Genomic DNA, 20,563 nt, shown 5'->3' with positions numbered 1-20,563 from the left:
CACGGCTGCAGATTTATTTCTGCTCTGCCGGTTTATCTGTCATGATTTCCTTCAGAGATGTTGCCAACCCTGCGATGCCCTGTATCTCGGACGGAATGATGATCTTCGTTGCCTTGCCGTCAGCAACCTTTGTAAGAGCCTCCAGGCTCTTCAGAGTAAGAACAGATTCATCTGCTCCTGCTTCCTTGATCATACGAAGTCCTTCTGCAGTTGCCTGCTGTACTTTAAGGACTGCCTGTGCCTGTCCTTCAGCCTCTTTGATCATACGCTCCTTCTGAGCCTCCGCATGAAGGATAGCCGCCTGCTTCTCAGCCTCCGCATCCAGGATAGCGGACTGTTTTTTACCCTCTGCAACAAGGATGGTGGAACGTTTCTCTCCTTCTGCTTTCAGAATGGCTTCTCGTCTCTCACGCTCAGCCTTCATCTGTTTCTCCATGGCATCCTGGATGGCTGCCGGAGGAATGATGTTCTTAAGCTCCACACGGTTAACCTTGATTCCCCATGGATCTGTAGCCACATCAAGGGAAGCACGCATCTTGGTATTGATAACCTCTCGGGATGTCAGTGTCTCATCCAGCTCCATATCACCGATGATGTTACGAAGTGTTGTAGCAGAAAGATTCTCGATCGCCATGATCGGATTCTCAACGCCATATGCGTAAAGCTTCGGATCTGTGATCTGGAAAAATACAACCGTATCGATCTGCATGGTTACATTATCTTTGGTAATTACCGGCTGCGGTGGAAAATCCACAACCTGTTCTTTCAGGTTTACTCTTCTTGCAACACGCTCAATAAACGGAACCTTGAAATGGATTCCTGTACCCCAGGTAGCCTTGTAAGCGCCAAGACGTTCCAGTACCACTGCATAGGCCTGCGGTACAATGCGGATACAGGATGCAAGTACCCACAGCACAAGAACGATGACTACAAGCAAAACAACAACTCCACCCATAATTTAGCCCTCCTTGCTAATTTCTTTTACGATCAGCTTCACTCCGCGGATCTCTTCGATCTCAACCACTGCACCTGTTGGAATTTCTTCCCCGTCATCTGCGGTCCGTGCAGTCCACTCGATGTCATTGATCCTCACCTGCCCGGTCTGGGCCAGGTTGTTGACCGTCTGTATCACTACGGCTCTTTTTCCCAGAAGACTCTCTGCATTGGTCTTTTCCACGCCCTTGTTCATGTAGCGGACCGCCAGAGGTCTGGTAAAGATCAGAAGCACCACGGAAACTCCGAAAAATAAAAGGAGCTGTACAACAATTCCCCCACCAAGCCACGAGGCAATGCACGCCACAAGAGCACCGCCTGCAAACCAGACAGTGGTAAGTCCTACCGTGATTGCTTCAATTACCAGTAAAATTGCCAGTATTCCAAGCCAGGCCAAAGGTGTCATAAAACCCCTCCTCTCTTATTCTCTTCTCTGTCTTGCAGCTTCGTACATCAGGATTCCTGATGCCATGGCAGCATTCAGCGATTCTACCTTTCCGCACATGGGAATGCGGATCAGACAGTCTGCTGCCTCCGCTGCCTGATCAGTCAGGCCCTTTCCCTCGTTTCCGATGAAAAATGCGGTACCACCCTTATAGGATTCCTGATCATAGGAATTCTCACCCTTCAGATGAGCTGCAAAACTGCGGATTCCCTTTTCTTTCAGCTTCTTTTCTAATGATACCACATCTTCCACGTATAGAAAAGGCATTCTGTAAATAGAGCCCATGGTAGAACGGATCACCTTGGGATTTGTGATATCCACGCAGGTTTTTGTGAGGAAAACTCCGCTTACGCCGGCGCCCTCACCGGTCCTGAGAATGGTTCCCGCATTTCCCGGATCCTGAAGATCCTCCAGAACCATGACCAGAGGATTTTTTCCCGCCAGTACCTCCTCCTCGCTCCAGGAAGGCAGCTTCAGAACTGTCAGGATCCCCTGGGGAGTCTTGGTATCACACATCTGACGGAATACGGAATCCTTCACGATCTCACAGGGATATTTTTCTGCCTGAGACATCAGCTCTCCATCCCGGGAAACTGTCTCGGAGACAAACACCTGGGAAACCCAGCTTTCCGGTGCTTCCAGAAACATTTTCCGGCCCTCTGCCACAAAAAGTCCCTGCTCTCTTCTGGCTTTTGCCTTCTGGTTCAGCTGCATGACATTTTTTATTTTTGCATTTGATACACTGGTTATCATACTTTTATTTCTCTCCTTCCGGCAATCCGTATTCGGTTAACGTAATTCCTCACGACTTGCATTCAGATCCTTGTTTTTTCCGATGGCGATTATGGAACAGTTGTCCGGAAGCGGTTCGGAAGGATCCAGATCTACCGTGACATTTTCACCCTGCTTGATGCCAATGATATTAATGTGAAAACGCTCCCGTACATTCAGATCTAACAGATTTTTTCCGATCCAGGATACCGGCATGGAAAACTCCGCCATACTGAACTCCGCTGAAAGCTCAAACACATCCAGATACCCGCCGGACATAAGATTTCTGGCAACCCGCAGTCCCATGGACTGTTCCGGATAAATGATCTTATCTGCACCGATTTTGTCAAGTATACGTCCATGAAGAGAATTCATACTTTTTGCAACTACAAAGGGCACTCCCAGATCTTTGGCCTGCATGGTTGCGGAAATACTGGCTTCCAGATTTTCGGCAACTGCGATAATGGCTACATCCACATTCTGAACTCCCAGAGCCTTCAGGATTCCCGGTTCACGGACATCTGCTTTTACCGCATAGGTTACTTTTTCGGAAATCTCTTCGATATTTTCTTCTTTGTCATCAATGGCAAGGACATCGCAGTCTGACTCTGCCAGCGTCACCGCCAGAGTCATTCCAAACTGTCCAAGCCCGATCACGGCAAAAGATTTATTTTTCATTCTATTCTCCTGTTTAACCGATCATGATATCTTCTTCACCGAGATGCGTGGTGCTTCCCGGCCTGTTGCGTACACGCATCACAACTGCTGTTCCAAGTGTCAGCGGTCCGATACGTCCCAGATACATGGTAAGGATCACGATCCACTTGCCTGCCACATTCAGCTGAGGTGTCAGTCCTCTGGAAAGTCCTACTGTAGCCCCCGCAGAAGTGATCTCATATAAAACATCTGCCAAATCCACTCCCGGCATTACTGCGGACAAAAGCACCGTCATGGTAAAAAGGATCAGCACACTGGTTCCTGCAACAACCATGGCAGAACGGAGATAGCTCTCACGGATCCTGCGGCCGTATACCTCTACATCCTTTTTTCCCTGAAGATATGCTGCAATAGAAAGGATCAGAACCGCAATGGTAGTAGTCTTCACACCACCGGCAGTGCCCATGGGTGATCCTCCGATAAACATCCACAGTAGGGAAATGATCACGGTAGGTGTGGACAAAAGCGACTGATCCATGGTATAAAATCCCGCCGTACGTGTTGTCACTGACTGGAAAAAGGATGCCATGAGCTTTGTTCCCAGTGGTGCCCCCTTCAGCGTGGAAGGGTTTCCGGATTCAAAGATAAATACCAGAAATGCTCCTGAAAATACCAGGATCCCGGTCATCGTAAGGACCAGCTTGCTCTGAAGCCGCAGTACACGAAAAACTCTGGATGGGGAGAGCTCTTTTCTCAGAACCTTGCGGAATTTATCCCACAGATCCCACCAGACGATAAATCCAAGACCTGACACAATGATCAGGCCAATCGTAGTGATATTGACCAGCGGATTGCTCACATATACCGAAAGGCTTGTTTCCCCGAAAAGATCGATCCCAGCGTTGCAGAATGCAGATACCGCCAGAAATATGGCATGCACCAGACCTTTTTTTATTCCAAATTCCGGTACAAAGCAAAACGCATACAGGACCGCACCGATTCCTTCTGCAAGAAACACGCATTTCACCACACTGCGGACTACAGCCACGACTCCACCCATTTCATCCAGGTTGTAGGATTCCTTGATGATCCGCCGGTTTTTCAGGGAAATTTTCCGCCGGAGGCTGATGAATATCATATTCGCCAGTGCGATCAGTCCGATCCCGCCGATCTGTATCAGGCACAGGATAACCGCTTTTCCAATGGGGCTCCACTGGACTGCCATAACAACTGTGGAAAGTCCTGTCACACATACGCTGGTCGCCGCTGTAAAAACAGCATCCGGGAAGGTAACAGCCTGCCCGGGTGCACTGCAGAACGGCATCCACAAAATAAGTCCACCTACAAAAATCACCCCCGCAAAGCCGAGGGCAATTATTTGTGACGTATTCAGTTTATGCAATCCGTCTGAAACTTTTTTTAAGTTCATAAATATCTTTATTTTCTGTAATTATGAGAAAGAGAATTGCAGACCTCCCACATGTAGGAATCTACATTCTTCTGCATTGCAAGAGCCTCATTGATGTCGAAATCGACAAACTCACCATGGCGGTATCCAACCACACGGCTGCGTTTTCCGGCAACAAGAAGATCTACTGCAAGAGCACCCATCATGGACGCATATACACGGTCCTTACATGTAGGGCTTCCACCACGCTGCATGTGACCAAGGATCGTTGCACGTGTCTCGATACCTGTTGCAGCCTCGATACGCTTCGCCATAGCCTCTGAATGGCCGATACCCTCAGCATTTACGATGATATGGTGTTTCTTGCCTTTCTTACGGCTCTCTACGATATTGTCAATAAGCTTCTGCTCGTCGTAATCATATTTCTCCGGGATCAGGATATCCTCAGCACCGTTTGCGATACCGCACCATACTGCAAGGTATCCGGCGTTACGTCCCATAACCTCGATGATACTGCATCTCTCATGGGATGTGGATGTATCACGTACCTTGTCAATAGCTTCCATAGCTGTATTTACAGCAGTATCGAAACCGATGGTGTACTCGGTACATGCAATATCAAGGTCAATGGTTCCCGGCAGGCCAATGGTATTGATTCCAAGGTTCGCAAGCTTCTGAGCACCTGCGAAGGATCCGTCTCCACCGATAACAACAAGGCCGTCGATCCCATGCTTTCTGCAGATCTCTGCAGCCTGCTGCTGTCCTTCCTCTGTTCTCATCTCTGCACATCTGGCAGTATAAAGAATTGTTCCGCCTCGCTCAATCGTATCGGAAACGTCCTTTGCTGTCATATCTCTGATCTCCTCATTTAAGAGACCGCTGTATCCTTTATAGATTCCCTTTACGTTCAGTCCGCTGCTTAATCCTCTTCTGACAACAGCACGGATTGCAGCATTCATTCCAGGTGCGTCACCGCCACTGGTCAAAACGCCGATCGTTTTGATTTTGTTCTCTGCCATATTGTTATCCTCCATCTTATGAAACAACCTATTGTAATACACATATTCGGGTATAGTTTATAGCATTTTTATAAGTTTTTCAATACTCTCTCCACAATTTTAACATTGGAACTTCCATATTTTTTACACATGCGCTCCAGCCAGGAATCCTCGATATGGACCTGATAAGCAGGGGGAAGTTTCTTCATTGCCTTGACATCTTTGAGATAAATAACCACCGTGCTGTTTCCTCTGGATTCCATCAGATCGTCTACCAGACCGGTCTCGGCTTTTGCGTACTCTTCCCGGCTTTCAAACTGGAGCCACAGTTCTCTTGGCATATCATCAAAAAGACGGACCTTTTCCAGGATCAGCTTGCTGGCTTTGTCGTCTTCTGCGGATACTCTTCCCTGAATAAAGAGCCGGGCATCTTCATTCAGGAACATCTGGCATTTTTCGTAATCACGTGGAAATACCACAACCTCCACGGTGCCTACCAGATCTTCCACTGTAAGGAACGCCATTACCTTATTATTCTTTGTATATTTTATGGTTTTATCCGTGATCATTCCACCCACGATCACTTTCTGGTTATCGTAAACCTCCGGTATCCCTGTTTCATCATCCGGCTGAAAATCAGAAGTTTTTGCAGAGATCATTTTTTCCATCATATTCCGGTAACGCTCCAGCGGATGACCGCTGAGATAGATGCCGAGAACTTCCTTCTCAAAGGTCAGTATCATCTCCTTCGGATATTCTGCTGCCTGCGGCATACGGATCTCAAATTCCTTTTTATCTTCTTCAGGCGCAATATCAAAAAGACTCAGCTGTCCCGCCATGGTATGTTTCTTATCCTGGTTGATACTGTCTATAATCTGCGTATAAACCGTCATTTTCTGATTCCGGTTTCCCTCCAGGCAATCCAGCGCTCCGGCCTTGATCAGATTTTCCACAACTCTCTTGTTGATCTGGTCGATATTTCGCTCAATAAATGTTTTCAGGGAGGTATATTCTCCGTGCTCCTCACGCTCCCGCACAATCCCCTCGATTACCGGACGGCCGATACTCTTGATGGCAGAAAGTGCATAACGAATGGAACCATTGTCAACAGAAAAGCCATAAACACCATGATTGATATCCGGCGGAAGGATCCGGATCCCCATCTGGCGGCATACAGAAATATACTCGGCAACCTTGTTCGGCATTTCCACAACGGATGTCATCAGTGCAGCCATAAATTCTACCGGATAGTAATATTTGAGATATGCCGTCTGGTAGGAAACCACTGCATAAGCGGCAGCATGAGACTTATTGAAGGCATACTTTGCAAAATCTGTCATCTCATCGTAGATCTTGTTTGCGATCTCCTCGGAAATACCGTTGGCAATACATCCCGGTACTCCCTCTTCGACATTTCCGTAAACGAAATTCTGGCGTTCTTTTGCCATAACAGAAGCTTTTTTCTTGGACATGGCACGGCGCACCAGGTCACTTCGTCCAAGGGTGTAGCCTGCAAGCTCACGGACGATCTGCATAACCTGCTCCTGGTATACGATACAGCCATAGGTCGGCTTCAGGATCGGCTCCATCTGCGGACAGTCATAACGGATGGTATCCGGACGGTTTTTTCCGCGGATGTACTGCGGAATGAAATCCATGGGACCCGGACGGTAAAGCGAAATTCCCGCGATCACGTCCTCAAGGCTCTGAGGCTTCAGCTCCTTCATGAAGCTTTTCATTCCGGCACTCTCCAGCTGGAACACGCCGTCAGTACGTCCTGTTCCGAGAGAATCCAGTACCTTTTTGTCGTTGTAGTCGACCTTTTGCATATCCAGAAGCATACCGGTACTTTTTTCCACCATTTTCACAGCATTCTGGATAACCGTCAGGGTACGAAGACCCAGGAAATCCATTTTCAGAAGTCCCAGCTCTTCCAGTGTTGTCATGGTAAACTGCGTGACAATGGAACCATCCTGTGCTCTGGAAAGGGGTACGTATTCCGATACATCCTTCTGGCTGATCACAACACCTGCCGCATGCATGGAGGTATGCCTCGGAAGCCCCTCCAGACGTTTTGCCAGATCGATCAGACGATGGATATCGTCCTGTTCCTCGTAAGCCTTGCGAAACTCCGGATTCATTCCCAGTGCCTTGTCAATGGTGATATTCAGCTCCTGTGGGATCATCTTGGCGATGGTGTCCACCTGGGCATAAGGCATATCCAGAACACGGCCTACATCACGAATGACACCGCGGGCTGCCAGTGTACCGAAGGTAACGATCTGAACCACGCAGTCATCACCATATTTTCTTCTTACATAATCAATAACCTCCTGTCTCCGTTCGAAGCAGAAATCCACATCGATATCCGGCATGGATACTCGCTCCGGATTCAGGAAACGTTCAAAGAGCAGATCATACCGGATCGGGTCCAGCTGGGTGATCCCAAGTGTATAGGCAACCAGGCTTCCTGCGGCAGAGCCTCGTCCCGGACCGACCATGATATCGTTGTCCCTGGCATATTTGATAAAATCCCATACAATGAGAAAGTAATCTACATATCCCATGTTTTTGATCGTAGACAGCTCATAATCCAGGCGCTTTTTCAGCTCCTCTGTTACCGGATGATAACGCTGCTCAAGTCCCTCATGGCAAAGCTTGTTCAGATATTCCCAGGAGGTAAATCCGTCCGGCACATCATATTTCGGCAGCTTGGTCACACCAAATTCAATCTCCACATGACATCTCTCCGCGATCCTGTGCGTGTTTTCCAGCGCTTCCAGCGCATATGGGAAAAGCCTCGCCATCTCCTCCGGTGATTTCACATAATACTGGCCGCCCTCATAGCGCATTCTGTTCTCATCGCTGAGCTTTTTCTGAGTCTGCAGACAAAGAAGAACATCATGTGGTTCCGCATCCTCTGCCATAGTGTAATGCACATCATTGGTGGCAACCAGATCGATCCCCGTCTCTCTGTGCATACGGAGAAGCTGCTGGTTTACAGTCTGCTGCTCCGGGATCCCATGATCCTGAAGCTCCAGAAAGAAATTTCCTTTTCCGAAAATATCCTGGTAACGTAATGCCGCGATCTTAGCATCCTCATACATTCCACGTGCAAGATATCTGGCGACCTCTCCCGCCAGGCAGGCACTTAAGGCAATGATACCCTCGTGATATTTTTCCAGAAGCTCCAGATCCACACGTGGCTTGTAATAAAACCCTTCCACAAATGCCTTGGATACAATTTTCATCAGGTTGCTGTATCCCTGATTATTCTCAGCCAGCAGGACCAGATGATAATAACGGTCATCCCCACTTCCCACTTCTCTGTCAAAACGGGAGCCCGGAGCCACATAAACCTCACATCCGAGGATCGGATTGATCCCGGCTTCTCTTGCAGCCCTGTAAAAATCGATCACACCATACATAACGCCATGATCGGTGATCGCCGCACTGTCCATACCCAGCTCTTTTACTCTGGCTACATATTCTTTGATCTTATTGGAGCCATCCAGAAGGCTGTATTCTGTATGGACATGTAAATGTGTAAACTCCAAATTTATTCTCCTTATCGTAAAAAACAGGGCTCCGGATCCTCCCCGCTCTGCACTTTTCTCTGAACGTGCCGGAGCGTGTCTGATCCGGAGCCGGTCAACACCTTGTTATTTTTTAATGTAGATCCTCTTGTCACGGATCTCTACTTTTCCTTCCTTCATCAGATGACCGACTGCACGCTTGAATGCGTTCTTACTGAGGCCAAACTCTCTCTTGATGACTTCCGGTGAGGCATGATCATCAAATGGCAGCACCCCTGCAAATTCCTCGATCACGCTGAATACGCTCTCTGCATCCTCATTGATCTGGATGTAAGCCTTCTGGCGGTCACTGACGTTCATCTTGCCATCCTCTTTCACCTCTGTGACACGAAGATCAAGAATAGCTCCCGGTCTGTACTTGCCTGTTGCCTCCCGTGCCGGGATCAGGGCGGAATATTTATCATCTACCGCAACAAAAACGCCGAAATTCCCACTGATCTCATAGACACGCCCCTTTACCGAATCTCCCGGTACATAAGGAGTTCTGGTGGAAAGATAATGATACACCTTCATGGTTGCACAGAGTCTGCTGCTCTTATCTACATAAAGAGCTACCAGGCACTCCTCGCCTTCACGGACCCGGTTGGTCTGCTCATGATACGGAAGAAGAAGATCCTTCTCCAGTCCCCAGTCAAGAAAAGCACCGATCCTAGTGACCTGTTTTACCTTAAGGACTGCTGTCTGTCCTACCTGAAGCATCGGCTCACGGGTAGTTGCGATCAGTCTGTCCTGGGAATCCTTATAGATGAATACTTCGATCTCATCACCTGCTTTGGTTCCTTCCGGTACCTGTTTGGACGGAAGAAGCACCCGCTCATTCTGAGGTGCGTTTCGGTCCTCTCCAAGATATATTCCGAAATCCACGGTTTTTACAACCAGTAATTTCTGTTTTTTACCTAATTCTATCATTCTTACTCCTGTTCCTTAAAACTATATATGATCATTTACTATTTGCTGTCTGTCCTGCATTATAACATAAGAGAATTATTATAGAAAGCACAAAAAAGGCAGCTTCGGAAATTTCTTTCCGTCACTGCCTTTTATTTGACATTCATGGGGGAATCTGCCCCACATTGGGTCAGTCTGTTATTCTGTTGGTTTCTCAACCGGCATCGGGTTCATCATTTTAATGACAAAAAGTACGATCAGCATCAGCACGATTCCCACCGGAAGAGCGATCCATGCTGTTTTTACAAAGCCTGCAACAATATAAGTTACAAAGGATACTGCCGCAGCCAGGATCGCATACGGAAGCTGTGTGGAAACGTGAGTCACATGATCACACTGTGCTCCTGCGGAAGCCATGATCGTTGTATCGGAGATCGGTGAGCAGTGGTCTCCGCAAACTGCACCTGCCATGCAGGCGGACATGGAAATGATCATCATCTCAGGACTGGATTTCTCAAATACCGCAACAACGATCGGGATCAGGATACCAAAGGTTCCCCAGGAAGTACCTGTAGCAAATGCAAGTCCACATCCAACCAGGAAAATAATGGCCGGAAGGATAACTTCAATACCACCGGCAACAGAACGCATTGCTTCTTCTACGAATACCGCTGCACCAAGTGAGTCTGTCATAGCCTTCAGTGTCCATGCAAAGGTCAGGATCATGATCGCCGGTACCATAGCCTTGAAGCCTTCCGGGATGCATCCCATACAGTCTCTGAAATTGATCACACGGCGGATCATATAGAAAATAATGGCAAACACCAGACCAAAAGCACTTCCCATTGCAAGGCCTGTAGAGGCATCACTCTGTGAAAATGCGGTAACAAAATCTGTTCCGCTGAAAAATCCTCCTGTATAGATCATACTGATGACACAGCAGATAACAAGCATAACGATCGGGATCACAAGATCGATCACCTTTCCTCTCGGATTCGGTGTCTCATCATCCGTTGCATTCTCATACGGTCTTGCAGATGTTGTATAAAGATCTCCGTTCAGAGCATTGATCTCATGTGTTCTCATGGCACCAAACTCGGTTTTCATCAGTACCATGCCAACCATCATTACAATCGTAAGGATCGCGTAAAAGTTATACGGGATGGTTCTTACAAAAATCGCAAGTCCATCCTGTCCCTCTACGAATCCGCTGACTGCAGCAGCCCAGGATGAGATCGGTGCGATGATACATACCGGAGCGGCTGTCGCATCGATCAGGTATGCAAATTTCGCTCTGGATACGTGATGTCTGTCAGTTACCGGACGCATAACGCTTCCTACTGTCAGGCAGTTAAAATAATCGTCAATGAAGATCAGGATTCCAAGGATGATCGCTGCAAGCTCTGCACCCACACGCGTGTGGATCTTTTTGCTGGCCCATCGTCCGAATGCGGCGGAGCCGCCGGCCTTGTTCATCATACATACCACAGATCCCAGGATTACCAGGAAGATCAGGATACCTACGTTATAGCTGTCAGAAAGAACCTTGATGATTCCTCCCTCAAAAATCTGTGTTACCGTTCCTTCAAATTTAAATCCGGAATAGATCAGTGCTCCTACTACAATTCCCACAAACAGAGAACTGTATACTTCTTTTGTGATCAGTGCAAGGACGATCGCAACAAGAGGTGGAAGCAGTGCCCAGATCGTTGCATACAGAGCAGGCTGGTAAGTCTCCTCCGCATCCGCAGCCAGCACAGTCAGGGGACTTGCCAGTGCGCCCATGAATACCATTGCCATAACAGACAATGCTGTTCCTGCTTTTTTACTCATTTTTCTCCTCCCTTTTCGGGGACAAAAAAACGGAGGCTGTCTCTTCTTAAGAACACCTCCGGTTAAATAATCCTTATTTAACTAATAGCCTGTCAGAAAATCTCCATTCAGCATATTAAATGCAGATCTCCCGAAGTGCTACCGATAGCGCTCCACATCCGTGACAGTACAACGCATATTCTGCGTTATCCCAGCACCCTGTCATCTGGCCTTCCAGAGCACTTCGGCAGATTTTCCTTTCTTTATGAACAGCCTGCCAGGGCCTTGCATCCATAAATACTGATAAAATCCGCGCCTCTATCTTCTTATCCGTGACCGTTTGCCCTCCGCAGGACTTCCCGGCCATCTTTTTTTCTTTATACTGTAGCAGTTTCCGACATAAATATCAAGTAGTTTACACAGATTCCTGCCATTCAGACCAATATTGTTACTTTTCACTCCGTTTTCAGTAACACGCTTCGCAGAATATTACCAGCGAACTGTAATCCAATATTGCCTTATTTACTGCTCATTCAGCAGCCACTTCACATCCACTCCCAGCACCTTTGCAAACACCCGCAGTTCATAATCTGCTACAAAACGTTCTCCTCCTTCGATCCGGCTGATACTGTCACGCTCCAGCATCACTCCTTCCACCTGCATTTTTGCTGCCAGCGCAGATTGCGACATCCGTTTCATATTCCTCATCTGGCGTATTTTTTCTCCGGAAACGTTCTTTTTTCCCTGATAAGTGTATATTTTCATCCTGCCACCTATTTTAATAAATGTGTTAATGTTCTGCATTTTTCTTGACATTAGCATATATTTCGGCGGCACCTGTGTTAAAGGTCAGCAAATCTGACATTTTCTGCATTTTTCGACAAAAAATGCCGCGGTACTGTTCCGCGGCATTTCCACTCAGGCGGATATTGACGATCCACCATCGGGTCAAACTGTTTTTTCTTCTGATCAGTCTTCCTGTCCTACCTGACCATAATATGCATTTGCACCATGTTTTCTGTAGTAATGCTTATCCTGAAGCTCCTGCGGTGCCGGTTTTACATCCGGATTGATCAGCTCGCAGCGAGATGCCATCTTGGCAACCTCCTCAAGAACAACTGCGTTATGAACTGCCTCATGAGCATCCTTACCCCAGGTAAAAGGTCCGTGGTTCTTACACAGCACAGCCGGTACTGCTTCATAATCTTTGTTTTTGAAATAATCAGCAATAAGAACTCCCGTGTTCTTCTCATATGCCTCTTCGATCTCTCTTTTGGTCAGATTACGCACACATGGTACTTCTCCGTAAATGTAATCTGCATGTGTGGTTCCATAACACGGAATCGATCTGCCTGCCTGCGCCCAGCTTGTTGCCCAGGATGAGTGGGTATGTACGATACCGCCGATATTCGGAAACGCTCTGTAAAGAACTGCATGTGTCGGTGTATCAGAGGATGGATTGTATCTTCCTTCTACTTTATTTCCATCAAGATCTACCACTACCATGTCTTCCGGTGTCAGCTTGTCATAATCCACACCACTTGGCTTAATCACAAAAAGTCCCTGCTCCCTGTCGATCCCGCTGACATTTCCCCATGTAAAGGTAACAAGACCATATTTTGGCAGATCCATATTTGCTCTGTAAACTTCTTCTTTTAATTTTTCAAGCATAGCGCGCCCTCCTTTTACGGTATAGTTGTTTCAAAAACGATGTACTAATCTCTACCGCCTGTATTTATTTTGTAAACTCAACTACTGCGTAAGGTTCTTTATCCTCCGCGTTGAGAACTACAGCTTCTTTATTTTCTGTCATATATACTTCCGGAATGATAACATTATCCAGTACTGCCTGACGTTTATATTCAACACGAAGCTGACCAACTTTAAAATCCTCAGGCAGATGATCCGCTGCCATCCGGATATACTGACAGTTGTTCACATGATGATTGGTGTCCAGATGATGCTTCTGTACGGAAAAAGCATTCTGCACTTCCCGTTCCTTCGGAAGCGCAATCTTTCTTGGTGCATAATCCATCTCTATTTTTTCGCCCAGATTATAGGGATCTGTATCTGCCGGTGTCAGCTTTTCCGGAAGACCGGTTTCTGTATTGATAAAGGACCAGTAGGAATTGGCCCATGCCAGCTTCTCACCATCCATTGTCTCAAGAATAAAATTACGCATTCCGATAAATCCACGGAATCCATAAGGAATTGTTGTTACTTTTATATTTTCACCAAGCTTCGGATATCGCTTCACGATCACCTGCCATGCAGAAAGTACCCAGGCTCTTTTCTGTTCCTTTAATACTTCCATGCCGACTCCTGTCTGCTCGGATTCAAAGGTACAGCAATCCTGAAAATAATCCAGAACTCCCGGCAGCGTCAGACATCCATCTTCTCCGATCTCACTGAATCTTACTCGACTCTCAAAACTGTAACTCATTCATGCCTCCTGTCATACTGTCTATACTTTATTGTAACACTTGGCAGGAAGAAACGCACTTGTTTTTTTTGGGGCGCAGCGGATTGCGAATATCTTCTTATTTTTGAGTACAAAAAAAGTACCTCGTAACTGAGGTACTTAAGAAGCAGGGCTACAAGGATTCGAACCTTGAACTGACGGAGTCAGAGTCCGTTGCCTTACCGTTTGGCGATAGCCCTATGTGTTTTGTTTTTCGCTTGCCTTATCGCTTGCGACGGATGTTATTATATAACAGCTTTTTTGAAATTGCAACCCCTTTTTTTAATTTTTTTTATTTTTTTTCAAAATTTCTTAAACTGCTGTTAAAACTCCTTATTATATGCGGGTTTACGCAGTAAAAAAAATTTTACAATCCACTCCTTTGTGTTATAATAAGCCGTATAATAAAAAGAGCGGAAACAACCGTGTATTTCCCTCCGGTCACAATATCCGGAGGCATCCAAAGGAGAACGCTATGCGAGCAAATAACCTTACTCTGCTCACGGACCTCTATGAGCTTACCATGATGCAGGGATATTTCAAAAACCCTACCAACCAGACCGTTGTCTTTGACATGTTCTACCGCAACAATCCGTGCGATGGCGGTTTTGCCATCTGTGCAGGACTGGAGCAGATGATCGAATACATCGAAAATCTCCGTTTCTCAGAAGAAGACATTACCTATCTGAGAAGTCTTGGCATCTTTGAGGATGATTTCCTTGAGTATTTGAGCAACTTCAGATTCACCGGTGATATCTACGCAATTCCGGAGGGAACCGTGATCTTCCCGAGAGAGCCAATGGTCAAGGTTATCGCACCGATCATGGAAGCTCAGCTTGTAGAGACGGCCATCCTGAACATTATGAACCATCAGAGTCTTATTGCCACTAAGGCAGCACGTGTATGCCACGCAGCCAAGGGCGATCCCATCATGGAATTCGGTCTTCGCCGTGCCCAGGGTCCGGACGCCGGGATCTTCGGTGCCAGAGCTGCAGTGATCGGCGGATGTGCCGGTACTTCCAACGTACTGACCGGCCAGATGTTTAACGTTCCGGTTCTCGGAACACATGCTCATTCCTGGATCATGAGTTTCCCGGATGAGTACACAGCCTTTAAGACCTATGCGAGACTTTACCCGAATTCCTGTACTCTTCTGGTTGACACCTACGATGTCCTGAAATCCGGTGTTCCCAATGCGATCCGTGTATTTGAGGAGATGCGTGAGGAAGGTATCCAGCTGAAGAACTATGGAATCCGTATCGACAGCGGTGATCTTGCATATCTTTCCAAAAAAGCTTACAAGATGCTGGCTGCTGCCGGTTTCGATGATGCTACCATTTCCGCATCCAGCGATCTTGATGAATATCTTATCGAAAGCCTGAAGGCCCAGGATGCCAAGATCAATTCCTGGGGCGTCGGAACCAAGCTGATCACAGCCGATAACAATCCGGCATTCGGCGGCGTATACAAGCTTGCCGCTGTAAAGGACGCTGACAGCGATGCCTTCCAGCCGAAGATCAAGCTTTCCGAAAACACAGAAAAGGTTACCAACCCGGGCAACAAGACTGTATACCGTATCTACAGCAAGAAGACCGGCAAGATCAAGGCCGATCTGATCTGCCTTGCAGATGAGAAATTCGATCCGGAAGAAACTATGGTGATCTTCGACCCGGTTGACACCTGGAAAAAGACCAAGGTTCTTGGCGGAACCTACGAACTCCGTGAGCTCCTTGTTCCGGTAATTAAAGATGGTAAGAGCGTTTACAAGTCTCCATCTGTCATGGAACTCCGCGACTACTGCAAACAGGAGCAGAACACACTGTGGGATGAATCCAGACGTTTCGTTAATCCGCAGAAGGTTTATGTAGATCTCTCCCAGTCACTCTATGACATGAAGAAGGCTCTCCTGGAAGAAATGAGTGAAAAAGAGCTCTGATAAACAGAAATAAGCATTCATAAACCCTCCTTTCTTATCATAAGCTTATGGATAAGGAAAGGAGGGTTTTTATTGCACAGAGAATTTTATACCCGGCTGATCAGCAGGGAGCATCCTCTGCCGGAAGCCTTTGTGCCGGAACATCTTATCGATATCGGACTTCCATTTGAAGCAGCACCGGGAGATCCGAAGCGGCTTCTGGAGTATCAGGCTGCAAAAGCCGCTTCCCAGCTTTTCCATGCCTGTCACAGATGCGGTCTGAACCTGTGGGCAGTTTCCGGATATCGTTCCTACCAGCGACAGAAGGAGCTTTTTACAGGAAGTCCTTTCGTTGCAGAGCCAGGAACAAGTGAGCACCAGAGCGGACTTGCTCTGGATGTATCCTGCCCTTCCATCCATATGGAGCTCTCCGAAAGGTTTTCCGCAACAGGAGAAGGCCGCTGGCTGAAAAAGAACGCTCCGCTCTATGGTTTTATCCTCCGGTACCCCAAAAGTAAAGAGGAGATCACCGGCATCCCTTACGAGCCATGGCACATCCGCTATGTGACAAAACCTCTTGCTTCCTGGCTCACTATCACAAATCTGACTCTGGAAGAATACCACTGCTTTCCTTCCCGATGTCCGCATCCTCCTTGATCTGCTGCTCCTGGCATCTGCATCTGATGTTTATATCTTGATCTGCACACATTTTTCTGTACATCTGATGCACTTTTACTGCTCCATCTGTCTGCCAAGAAAACCGGCTGCTGTGCGGATAAGGGCACGTTCTGTGTCTCCCAGTGCTGTTTTTTCACTTTTAGTCAGAAGGATCACTGCTCCAATGGCGTCACTCGCACACAGGATCGGCTGTATCATTTTCTGGCAAAATGAATCCATAGCGTCGGAAATGAGTGATATATTTTCCCTGCTGTCCTGACTGACCATTCTGCCTTTCCTGCCGGCAATGACTGCATCCAGATCAGAACTGATCTCTTTTCCTTCCAGTTCCCGGCTTCCGCTGCCGCATGCCGCCACGACCTGATCACGATCTGTAATACAGGCAGTCAGTCCGGTAGTCTGTACCAGCGCTTCCGCATATTCCGCAGCAAACGTATTCAGCTCTCCAATGGGCGAATATTTTTTCAGGATGATCTGTCCTTCCCTGTCTGTAAAAATCTCCAGTGGCGTTCCTTCCTTGATCCGCAGTGTCTTTCGTATCTCTTTTGGAATCACAACCCTGCCCAGATCATCGATCCTGCGAACAATTCCCGTTGCTTTCATCTTCCTGAATTCCTCCTGTATTTTCTGTTCATTGTACGTCAATGTTATGTTAACTATTTGTTTTTCATATGGTTATTATGCGAAAAACTGGGAGAAATATGCATAAAAATCTCTTATTTATCTGTCGCAGGAGCCGCATTGTCGTATGCCTGCTGCAGAAATACTTCCTGAGAATTAAGCGGAGCATTATCGGATGGTTCGATCTTATAAATTCCCTTATTGTTCATGCTCCTTGCTTTTCGATTATCACTGAGCATTGTCACAAACATTTCCTAGATCTGCATACGGATATCCGGATCCTCGATAGGTGCCGCAACTTCTACACGACGAAGAGTATTTCTTGTCATAAAGTCCGCAGAGGAAATATAGATCCTTGCTCTCTCCTGTGTTCCGAAAATATAAATGCGGGAATGTTCCAGAAAACGTCCTACAATACTGATAATGTGGATATTTTCTGTCTGTCCCTTCACTCCCGGGATCAGACAGCAGATACCACGGATCACCATATCAATGTGTACTCCTGCACAGGATGCTTCTACAAGCTTGCTCATAATACGTTTATCTGTCAGAGAATTCATTTTCAAGCCAATATATGCCGGTTCTCCGGCCTTCGCATGCTCGATCTCCTCATCGATCATGGCAAGCACTTTGTTCTGAAGACATCTTGGTGCCACAAGAAGATACTCCATATCTTCAACGGTTTCTCCCATTGCCAGTGCCTGGAACACTCTGGCCGCCTCCATACCGATCTTCGGGTCCGCAGTCATCAGAGAAAGATCTGTATACAGACGAGCTGTTTTTTCATTGTAGTTTCCCGTTCCGATCTGTGTATAATATTCCACATTTCCATCTTTTTTCTTCATGATCTGGCAAAGCTTGGAATGTACCTTATAACCATCCAGACCGTAGATCACGTGACAGCCCGCATCCTCCAGGAGCCGGGACCATCCAATATTGTTTTCCTCATCAAAACGCGCCTTCAGCTCCACCAGAACGAAAACTTCCTTTCCGTTTTCTGCTGCTTCGATCAGAGCCTCCACAACCTTACTCTGTTTTGCCACACGGTAGAGTGTCATCTTAATGGAAACTACATCCTCATCATTGGCAGCCTCATGGAGCATTGTAAGAAACGGCTTGATGCTTTCATATGGATAGGAAAGAAAACGGTCCTTTTTCGCGATCTGGTCAAGGATCGGTTCGTGACTGTTAAACAGAGGCGATTTCTGAGGAATTCTTTTTTCATAAAAAAGCTCTGTTCTTTTTCTCAGGCCGTCCTGGATCTGGAATACAAAAGAAAGATCCAGCGGTATATCTCCCCGGAACACATAATTCTTGTCCACTTCCAGATACTCGCAAAGTGTTTCAACAACATCTCCGTCCATTTCTCTTGACAGCTCCAGACGGATCGGCGCCAGTTTCTTTCTTGCCTTGATCAGCTCTACCATAAACTCACGGTAATCCAGATCTTCATCATAAAGAGCATCTGCGTCAATATCCGCATTTCTGGTGATACGAAGCAGGGATTTTGCCTTGATGTGATAGCCCTTGAAGATTTTTGAAACAAAGTGAAGGATCAGCTCTTCAGACAGCATGTAGGTACCGGTTTTTCCCGGAACCGGGATCAGACGCTGGATACCTGCACTGCTGCACGGAATGATACCCAGCTTTTCTTTTCCTTTTTTTGTTTCCAGAACTACTACCGCATAGATCTCCTTATTCCGGAGAAATGGAAACGGCTGTCTTTTTCCGACGATAGACGGAGAAATAACCGGAGCAACCTCTGCTTCAAAATAGCGTTCCAGATAATTGCGATCCTCTTTTTCGATCTTATGGAAATTCAGCATATGTATGCCATATTGTTCCAGATTTTCCATGATTTCTTCATAAACCACATCTCTTTTCCGGTTCAGTTTTTTTGTTCTGGCAAGAATCGCGTCCAGCTGTTCCTCCGGCGTCATATTGGTTTTATTTTCACGGATATCCTTTGCCAGAAGCATCTGATCCACCAGAGATCCCACACGTACCATATAAAATTCATCCAGGTTGCTCTGATAGATGGAAGCAAATGTGAGACGTTCACACAGCGGATTTTCCGGATTCTCAGCCTCCTCAAGTACCCTTTCATTAAACTTCAGCCAGGATAATTCCCTGTTCATGTATATTATATCTGCCATTTTTTCCTCCTTCGCCGCCATATATTTTTCTTTTTCGGCCGACTTTATCTGTAATTATCCGTATCGTATCAAGCGGGCATTCAGATTTTGCCTGACTGCATGTTCATGAATGCCCTCTCTTCACGGTTTGCATACAAGTATACTGATCGAATGTTTATTCCATAACAAGGCTTTGTTAAATCCTGATAAAATTTTTTTCGAAAATAGGGGTTGCATTTTTGAATAATAGTGGTATAGTATTCGTATACTTGATATGTAGCTTTGAATACTACATGTTATTTTATCAATTTCTACATTATTACATCGTAAACTGTCGCAATGATCCGTCATTGATGAACCGATCTTGAAGTTGTCCATATGATATAAACAGCAGATTTTTTTGCAGGAGGTGTTTTTATATGAAATTTAAATTAAAAGATCCGGGAAGCGCCATAACCCACGGAATCGGCATGCTTCTTGCCGTGGCCGGAGCCACTCCGCTGATCGTGAAGGCGGCCAGAAGTGCAGATGTTCTCCATGTTTTTGCAGTAAGTGTTTTTATCCTTACCATGATCCTTCTTTACCTGGCAAGCACACTTTATCATTCCGTAAGCTCCACAGCCAAGGTGAACCGCCGTCTAAAAAAAATGGATCACATGATGATCTTCGTGATGATCGCCGGCAGCTACACTCCTGTATGCCTGATTGTTCTCCACGGACGCACCGGCTATATCCTCTGTGCCCTCGTATGGACCGTTGCCATCATCGGAATGATCCTCAAGGGCTGCTGGATCAACTGCCCAAAATGGCTTTCCTCTGTGATCTACATTGGAATGGGCTGGCTGTGTGTACTTGCTTTTGTTCCGATCTTCCACAATCTGCCCCGTGCAGGCTTCGGATGGCTCCTTGCCGGCGGCATCATCTATACCATCGGCGGTGTGATCTATGCGTTGAAGCTTCCGATCTTCAATGCGAAGCATAAGAATTTCGGCTCCCACGAAGTATTTCATGTCTTTGTGATGCTGGGAAGTGTGTGCCATTTTGTTGTAATGTATTTCTTTGTAGCCGGTATGGCGATCCACTGAGTTACTCTGTGATCAGATAGATAACAATCTCACCTTTCGGATACCGTGACATGCTCCCACCACTTAAATCTTACGATTTTGAAGTGGGGGCTTCCTGCTC

16 protein-coding genes, 1 tRNA gene, 1 pseudogene and 1 riboswitch are annotated in these 20,563 nt (G+C 46.7%); of the genes and pseudogenes, 3 read left to right on the top strand and 15 right to left on the bottom strand.

Annotated features, from left to right (window positions below):
* Positions 1-13: 13 nt before the first annotated feature.
* The 13 genes from NE638_RS12610 to NE638_RS12550 form a co-directional block, all read right to left on the bottom strand.
* Positions 14-955 carry an SPFH domain-containing protein gene (locus NE638_RS12610; protein ID WP_092071867.1) on the bottom strand — a complete coding sequence of 314 codons (942 nt, stop codon included), beginning with the start codon at positions 953-955 and terminating at the stop codon, positions 14-16.
* Between the two features lie 3 nt (positions 956-958).
* The gene (locus NE638_RS12605) at positions 959-1,399 is read right to left on the bottom strand and encodes an NfeD family protein (RefSeq protein ID WP_144093618.1); all 441 of its coding nucleotides are present in this window, start codon (positions 1,397-1,399) and stop codon (positions 959-961) included.
* 15 nt (positions 1,400-1,414) lie between these two features.
* Positions 1,415-2,191 (bottom strand): TrmH family RNA methyltransferase, encoded by a 777-nt coding sequence (locus tag NE638_RS12600; RefSeq protein WP_015526729.1) that lies wholly within the window; start codon positions 2,189-2,191, stop codon positions 1,415-1,417.
* A gap of 36 nt (positions 2,192-2,227) precedes the next feature.
* Positions 2,228-2,887, bottom strand: coding sequence for a potassium channel family protein (locus NE638_RS12595; RefSeq protein ID WP_147603691.1), 660 nt, complete (start codon positions 2,885-2,887; stop codon positions 2,228-2,230).
* Between the two features lie 13 nt (positions 2,888-2,900).
* The gene (locus NE638_RS12590; RefSeq protein WP_021652589.1) at positions 2,901-4,295 is read right to left on the bottom strand and encodes a TrkH family potassium uptake protein; all 1,395 of its coding nucleotides are present in this window, start codon (positions 4,293-4,295) and stop codon (positions 2,901-2,903) included.
* Between the two features lie 8 nt (positions 4,296-4,303).
* Entirely contained in the window at positions 4,304-5,293 is a 990-nt protein-coding gene (pfkA, locus tag NE638_RS12585) for a 6-phosphofructokinase (RefSeq protein ID WP_059086454.1), read from the bottom strand.
* Positions 5,294-5,361: 68 nt separating this feature from the next.
* Positions 5,362-8,829 carry a DNA polymerase III subunit alpha gene (locus NE638_RS12580; RefSeq protein WP_173746288.1) on the bottom strand — a complete coding sequence of 1,156 codons (3,468 nt, stop codon included), beginning with the start codon at positions 8,827-8,829 and terminating at the stop codon, positions 5,362-5,364.
* 105 nt (positions 8,830-8,934) lie between these two features.
* A complete protein-coding gene (locus NE638_RS12575; RefSeq protein WP_021652585.1) occupies positions 8,935-9,777 on the bottom strand; it encodes a CvfB family protein in 843 nt (280 codons plus the stop codon).
* Positions 9,778-9,954: 177 nt separating this feature from the next.
* On the bottom strand, positions 9,955-11,541 hold the full coding sequence (locus tag NE638_RS12570; protein WP_412405433.1) for a Na+/H+ antiporter NhaC family protein: 1,587 nt from the start codon (positions 11,539-11,541) through the stop codon (positions 9,955-9,957).
* Positions 11,542-11,726: 185 nt separating this feature from the next.
* A riboswitch (Lysine riboswitch) is annotated at positions 11,727-11,897 on the bottom strand.
* Between the two features lie 193 nt (positions 11,898-12,090).
* Positions 12,091-12,333, bottom strand: coding sequence for a helix-turn-helix domain-containing protein (locus tag NE638_RS12565; protein ID WP_015526736.1), 243 nt, complete (start codon positions 12,331-12,333; stop codon positions 12,091-12,093).
* A 204-nt stretch (positions 12,334-12,537) separates the two neighbouring features.
* Positions 12,538-13,239, bottom strand: a complete 702-nt coding sequence (araD, locus tag NE638_RS12560) for an L-ribulose-5-phosphate 4-epimerase (RefSeq protein ID WP_015526737.1) — start codon at positions 13,237-13,239, stop codon at positions 12,538-12,540.
* Positions 13,240-13,303: 64 nt separating this feature from the next.
* The gene (locus NE638_RS12555) at positions 13,304-14,011 is read right to left on the bottom strand and encodes an acyl-[acyl-carrier-protein] thioesterase (RefSeq protein ID WP_173746286.1); all 708 of its coding nucleotides are present in this window, start codon (positions 14,009-14,011) and stop codon (positions 13,304-13,306) included.
* A 146-nt stretch (positions 14,012-14,157) separates the two neighbouring features.
* A tRNA-Gln gene (locus tag NE638_RS12550) sits at positions 14,158-14,229 on the bottom strand.
* A 275-nt stretch (positions 14,230-14,504) separates the two neighbouring features.
* Here NE638_RS12550 and NE638_RS12545 point away from each other — a divergent pair.
* Positions 14,505-15,965, top strand: a complete 1,461-nt coding sequence (locus NE638_RS12545; protein ID WP_015526739.1) for a nicotinate phosphoribosyltransferase — start codon at positions 14,505-14,507, stop codon at positions 15,963-15,965.
* 72 nt (positions 15,966-16,037) lie between these two features.
* Positions 16,038-16,601 (top strand): M15 family metallopeptidase, encoded by a 564-nt coding sequence (locus tag NE638_RS12540; RefSeq protein WP_092071858.1) that lies wholly within the window; start codon positions 16,038-16,040, stop codon positions 16,599-16,601.
* A 75-nt stretch (positions 16,602-16,676) separates the two neighbouring features.
* On the opposite strand, the gene NE638_RS12535 is transcribed toward NE638_RS12540, so the two are convergent.
* Positions 16,677-17,225 (bottom strand): stage V sporulation T C-terminal domain-containing protein, encoded by a 549-nt coding sequence (locus tag NE638_RS12535; RefSeq protein ID WP_173722959.1) that lies wholly within the window; start codon positions 17,223-17,225, stop codon positions 16,677-16,679.
* A gap of 113 nt (positions 17,226-17,338) precedes the next feature.
* Positions 17,339-19,420 (bottom strand): annotated as a pseudogene (gene ppk1, locus NE638_RS12530) (polyphosphate kinase 1).
* Positions 19,421-19,797: 377 nt separating this feature from the next.
* Between ppk1 and trhA the strand changes: the two are divergent.
* The gene (gene trhA, locus NE638_RS12525; protein WP_110103161.1) at positions 19,798-20,463 is read left to right on the top strand and encodes a PAQR family membrane homeostasis protein TrhA; all 666 of its coding nucleotides are present in this window, start codon (positions 19,798-19,800) and stop codon (positions 20,461-20,463) included.
* The last annotated feature ends 100 nt before the right edge of the window (positions 20,464-20,563 follow it).

It is taken from the genome of Blautia sp. MSK.18.38, from assembly GCF_024460535.1.
In the GTDB taxonomy this organism is placed as follows: Bacteria; Bacillota; Clostridia; order Lachnospirales; family Lachnospiraceae; genus Blautia_A; species Blautia_A fusiformis.
This window is presented reverse-complemented; position numbering and strand designations above follow the sequence as displayed.

Coding starts and splice junctions, on each gene's coding strand:
- NE638_RS12555 (WP_173746286.1), bottom strand. CDS start 14,011: ATGAGTTACAGTTTTGAGAGTCGAGTAAGATTCAGTGAGATCGGAGAA.
- araD (WP_015526737.1), bottom strand. CDS start 13,239: ATGCTTGAAAAATTAAAAGAAGAAGTTTACAGAGCAAATATGGATCTG.
- NE638_RS12600 (WP_015526729.1), bottom strand. CDS start 2,191: ATGATAACCAGTGTATCAAATGCAAAAATAAAAAATGTCATGCAGCTG.
- NE638_RS12610 (WP_092071867.1), bottom strand. CDS start 955: ATGGGTGGAGTTGTTGTTTTGCTTGTAGTCATCGTTCTTGTGCTGTGG.
- pfkA (WP_059086454.1), bottom strand. CDS start 5,293: ATGGCAGAGAACAAAATCAAAACGATCGGCGTTTTGACCAGTGGCGGT.
- NE638_RS12565 (WP_015526736.1), bottom strand. CDS start 12,333: ATGAAAATATACACTTATCAGGGAAAAAAGAACGTTTCCGGAGAAAAA.
- NE638_RS12535 (WP_173722959.1), bottom strand. CDS start 17,225: ATGAAAGCAACGGGAATTGTTCGCAGGATCGATGATCTGGGCAGGGTT.
- NE638_RS12575 (WP_021652585.1), bottom strand. CDS start 9,777: ATGATAGAATTAGGTAAAAAACAGAAATTACTGGTTGTAAAAACCGTG.
- trhA (WP_110103161.1), top strand. CDS start 19,798: ATGAAATTTAAATTAAAAGATCCGGGAAGCGCCATAACCCACGGAATC.
- NE638_RS12595 (WP_147603691.1), bottom strand. CDS start 2,887: ATGAAAAATAAATCTTTTGCCGTGATCGGGCTTGGACAGTTTGGAATG.
- NE638_RS12570 (WP_412405433.1), bottom strand. CDS start 11,541: ATGGGCGCACTGGCAAGTCCCCTGACTGTGCTGGCTGCGGATGCGGAG.
- NE638_RS12545 (WP_015526739.1), top strand. CDS start 14,505: ATGCGAGCAAATAACCTTACTCTGCTCACGGACCTCTATGAGCTTACC.
- NE638_RS12590 (WP_021652589.1), bottom strand. CDS start 4,295: ATGAACTTAAAAAAAGTTTCAGACGGATTGCATAAACTGAATACGTCA.
- NE638_RS12605 (WP_144093618.1), bottom strand. CDS start 1,399: ATGACACCTTTGGCCTGGCTTGGAATACTGGCAATTTTACTGGTAATT.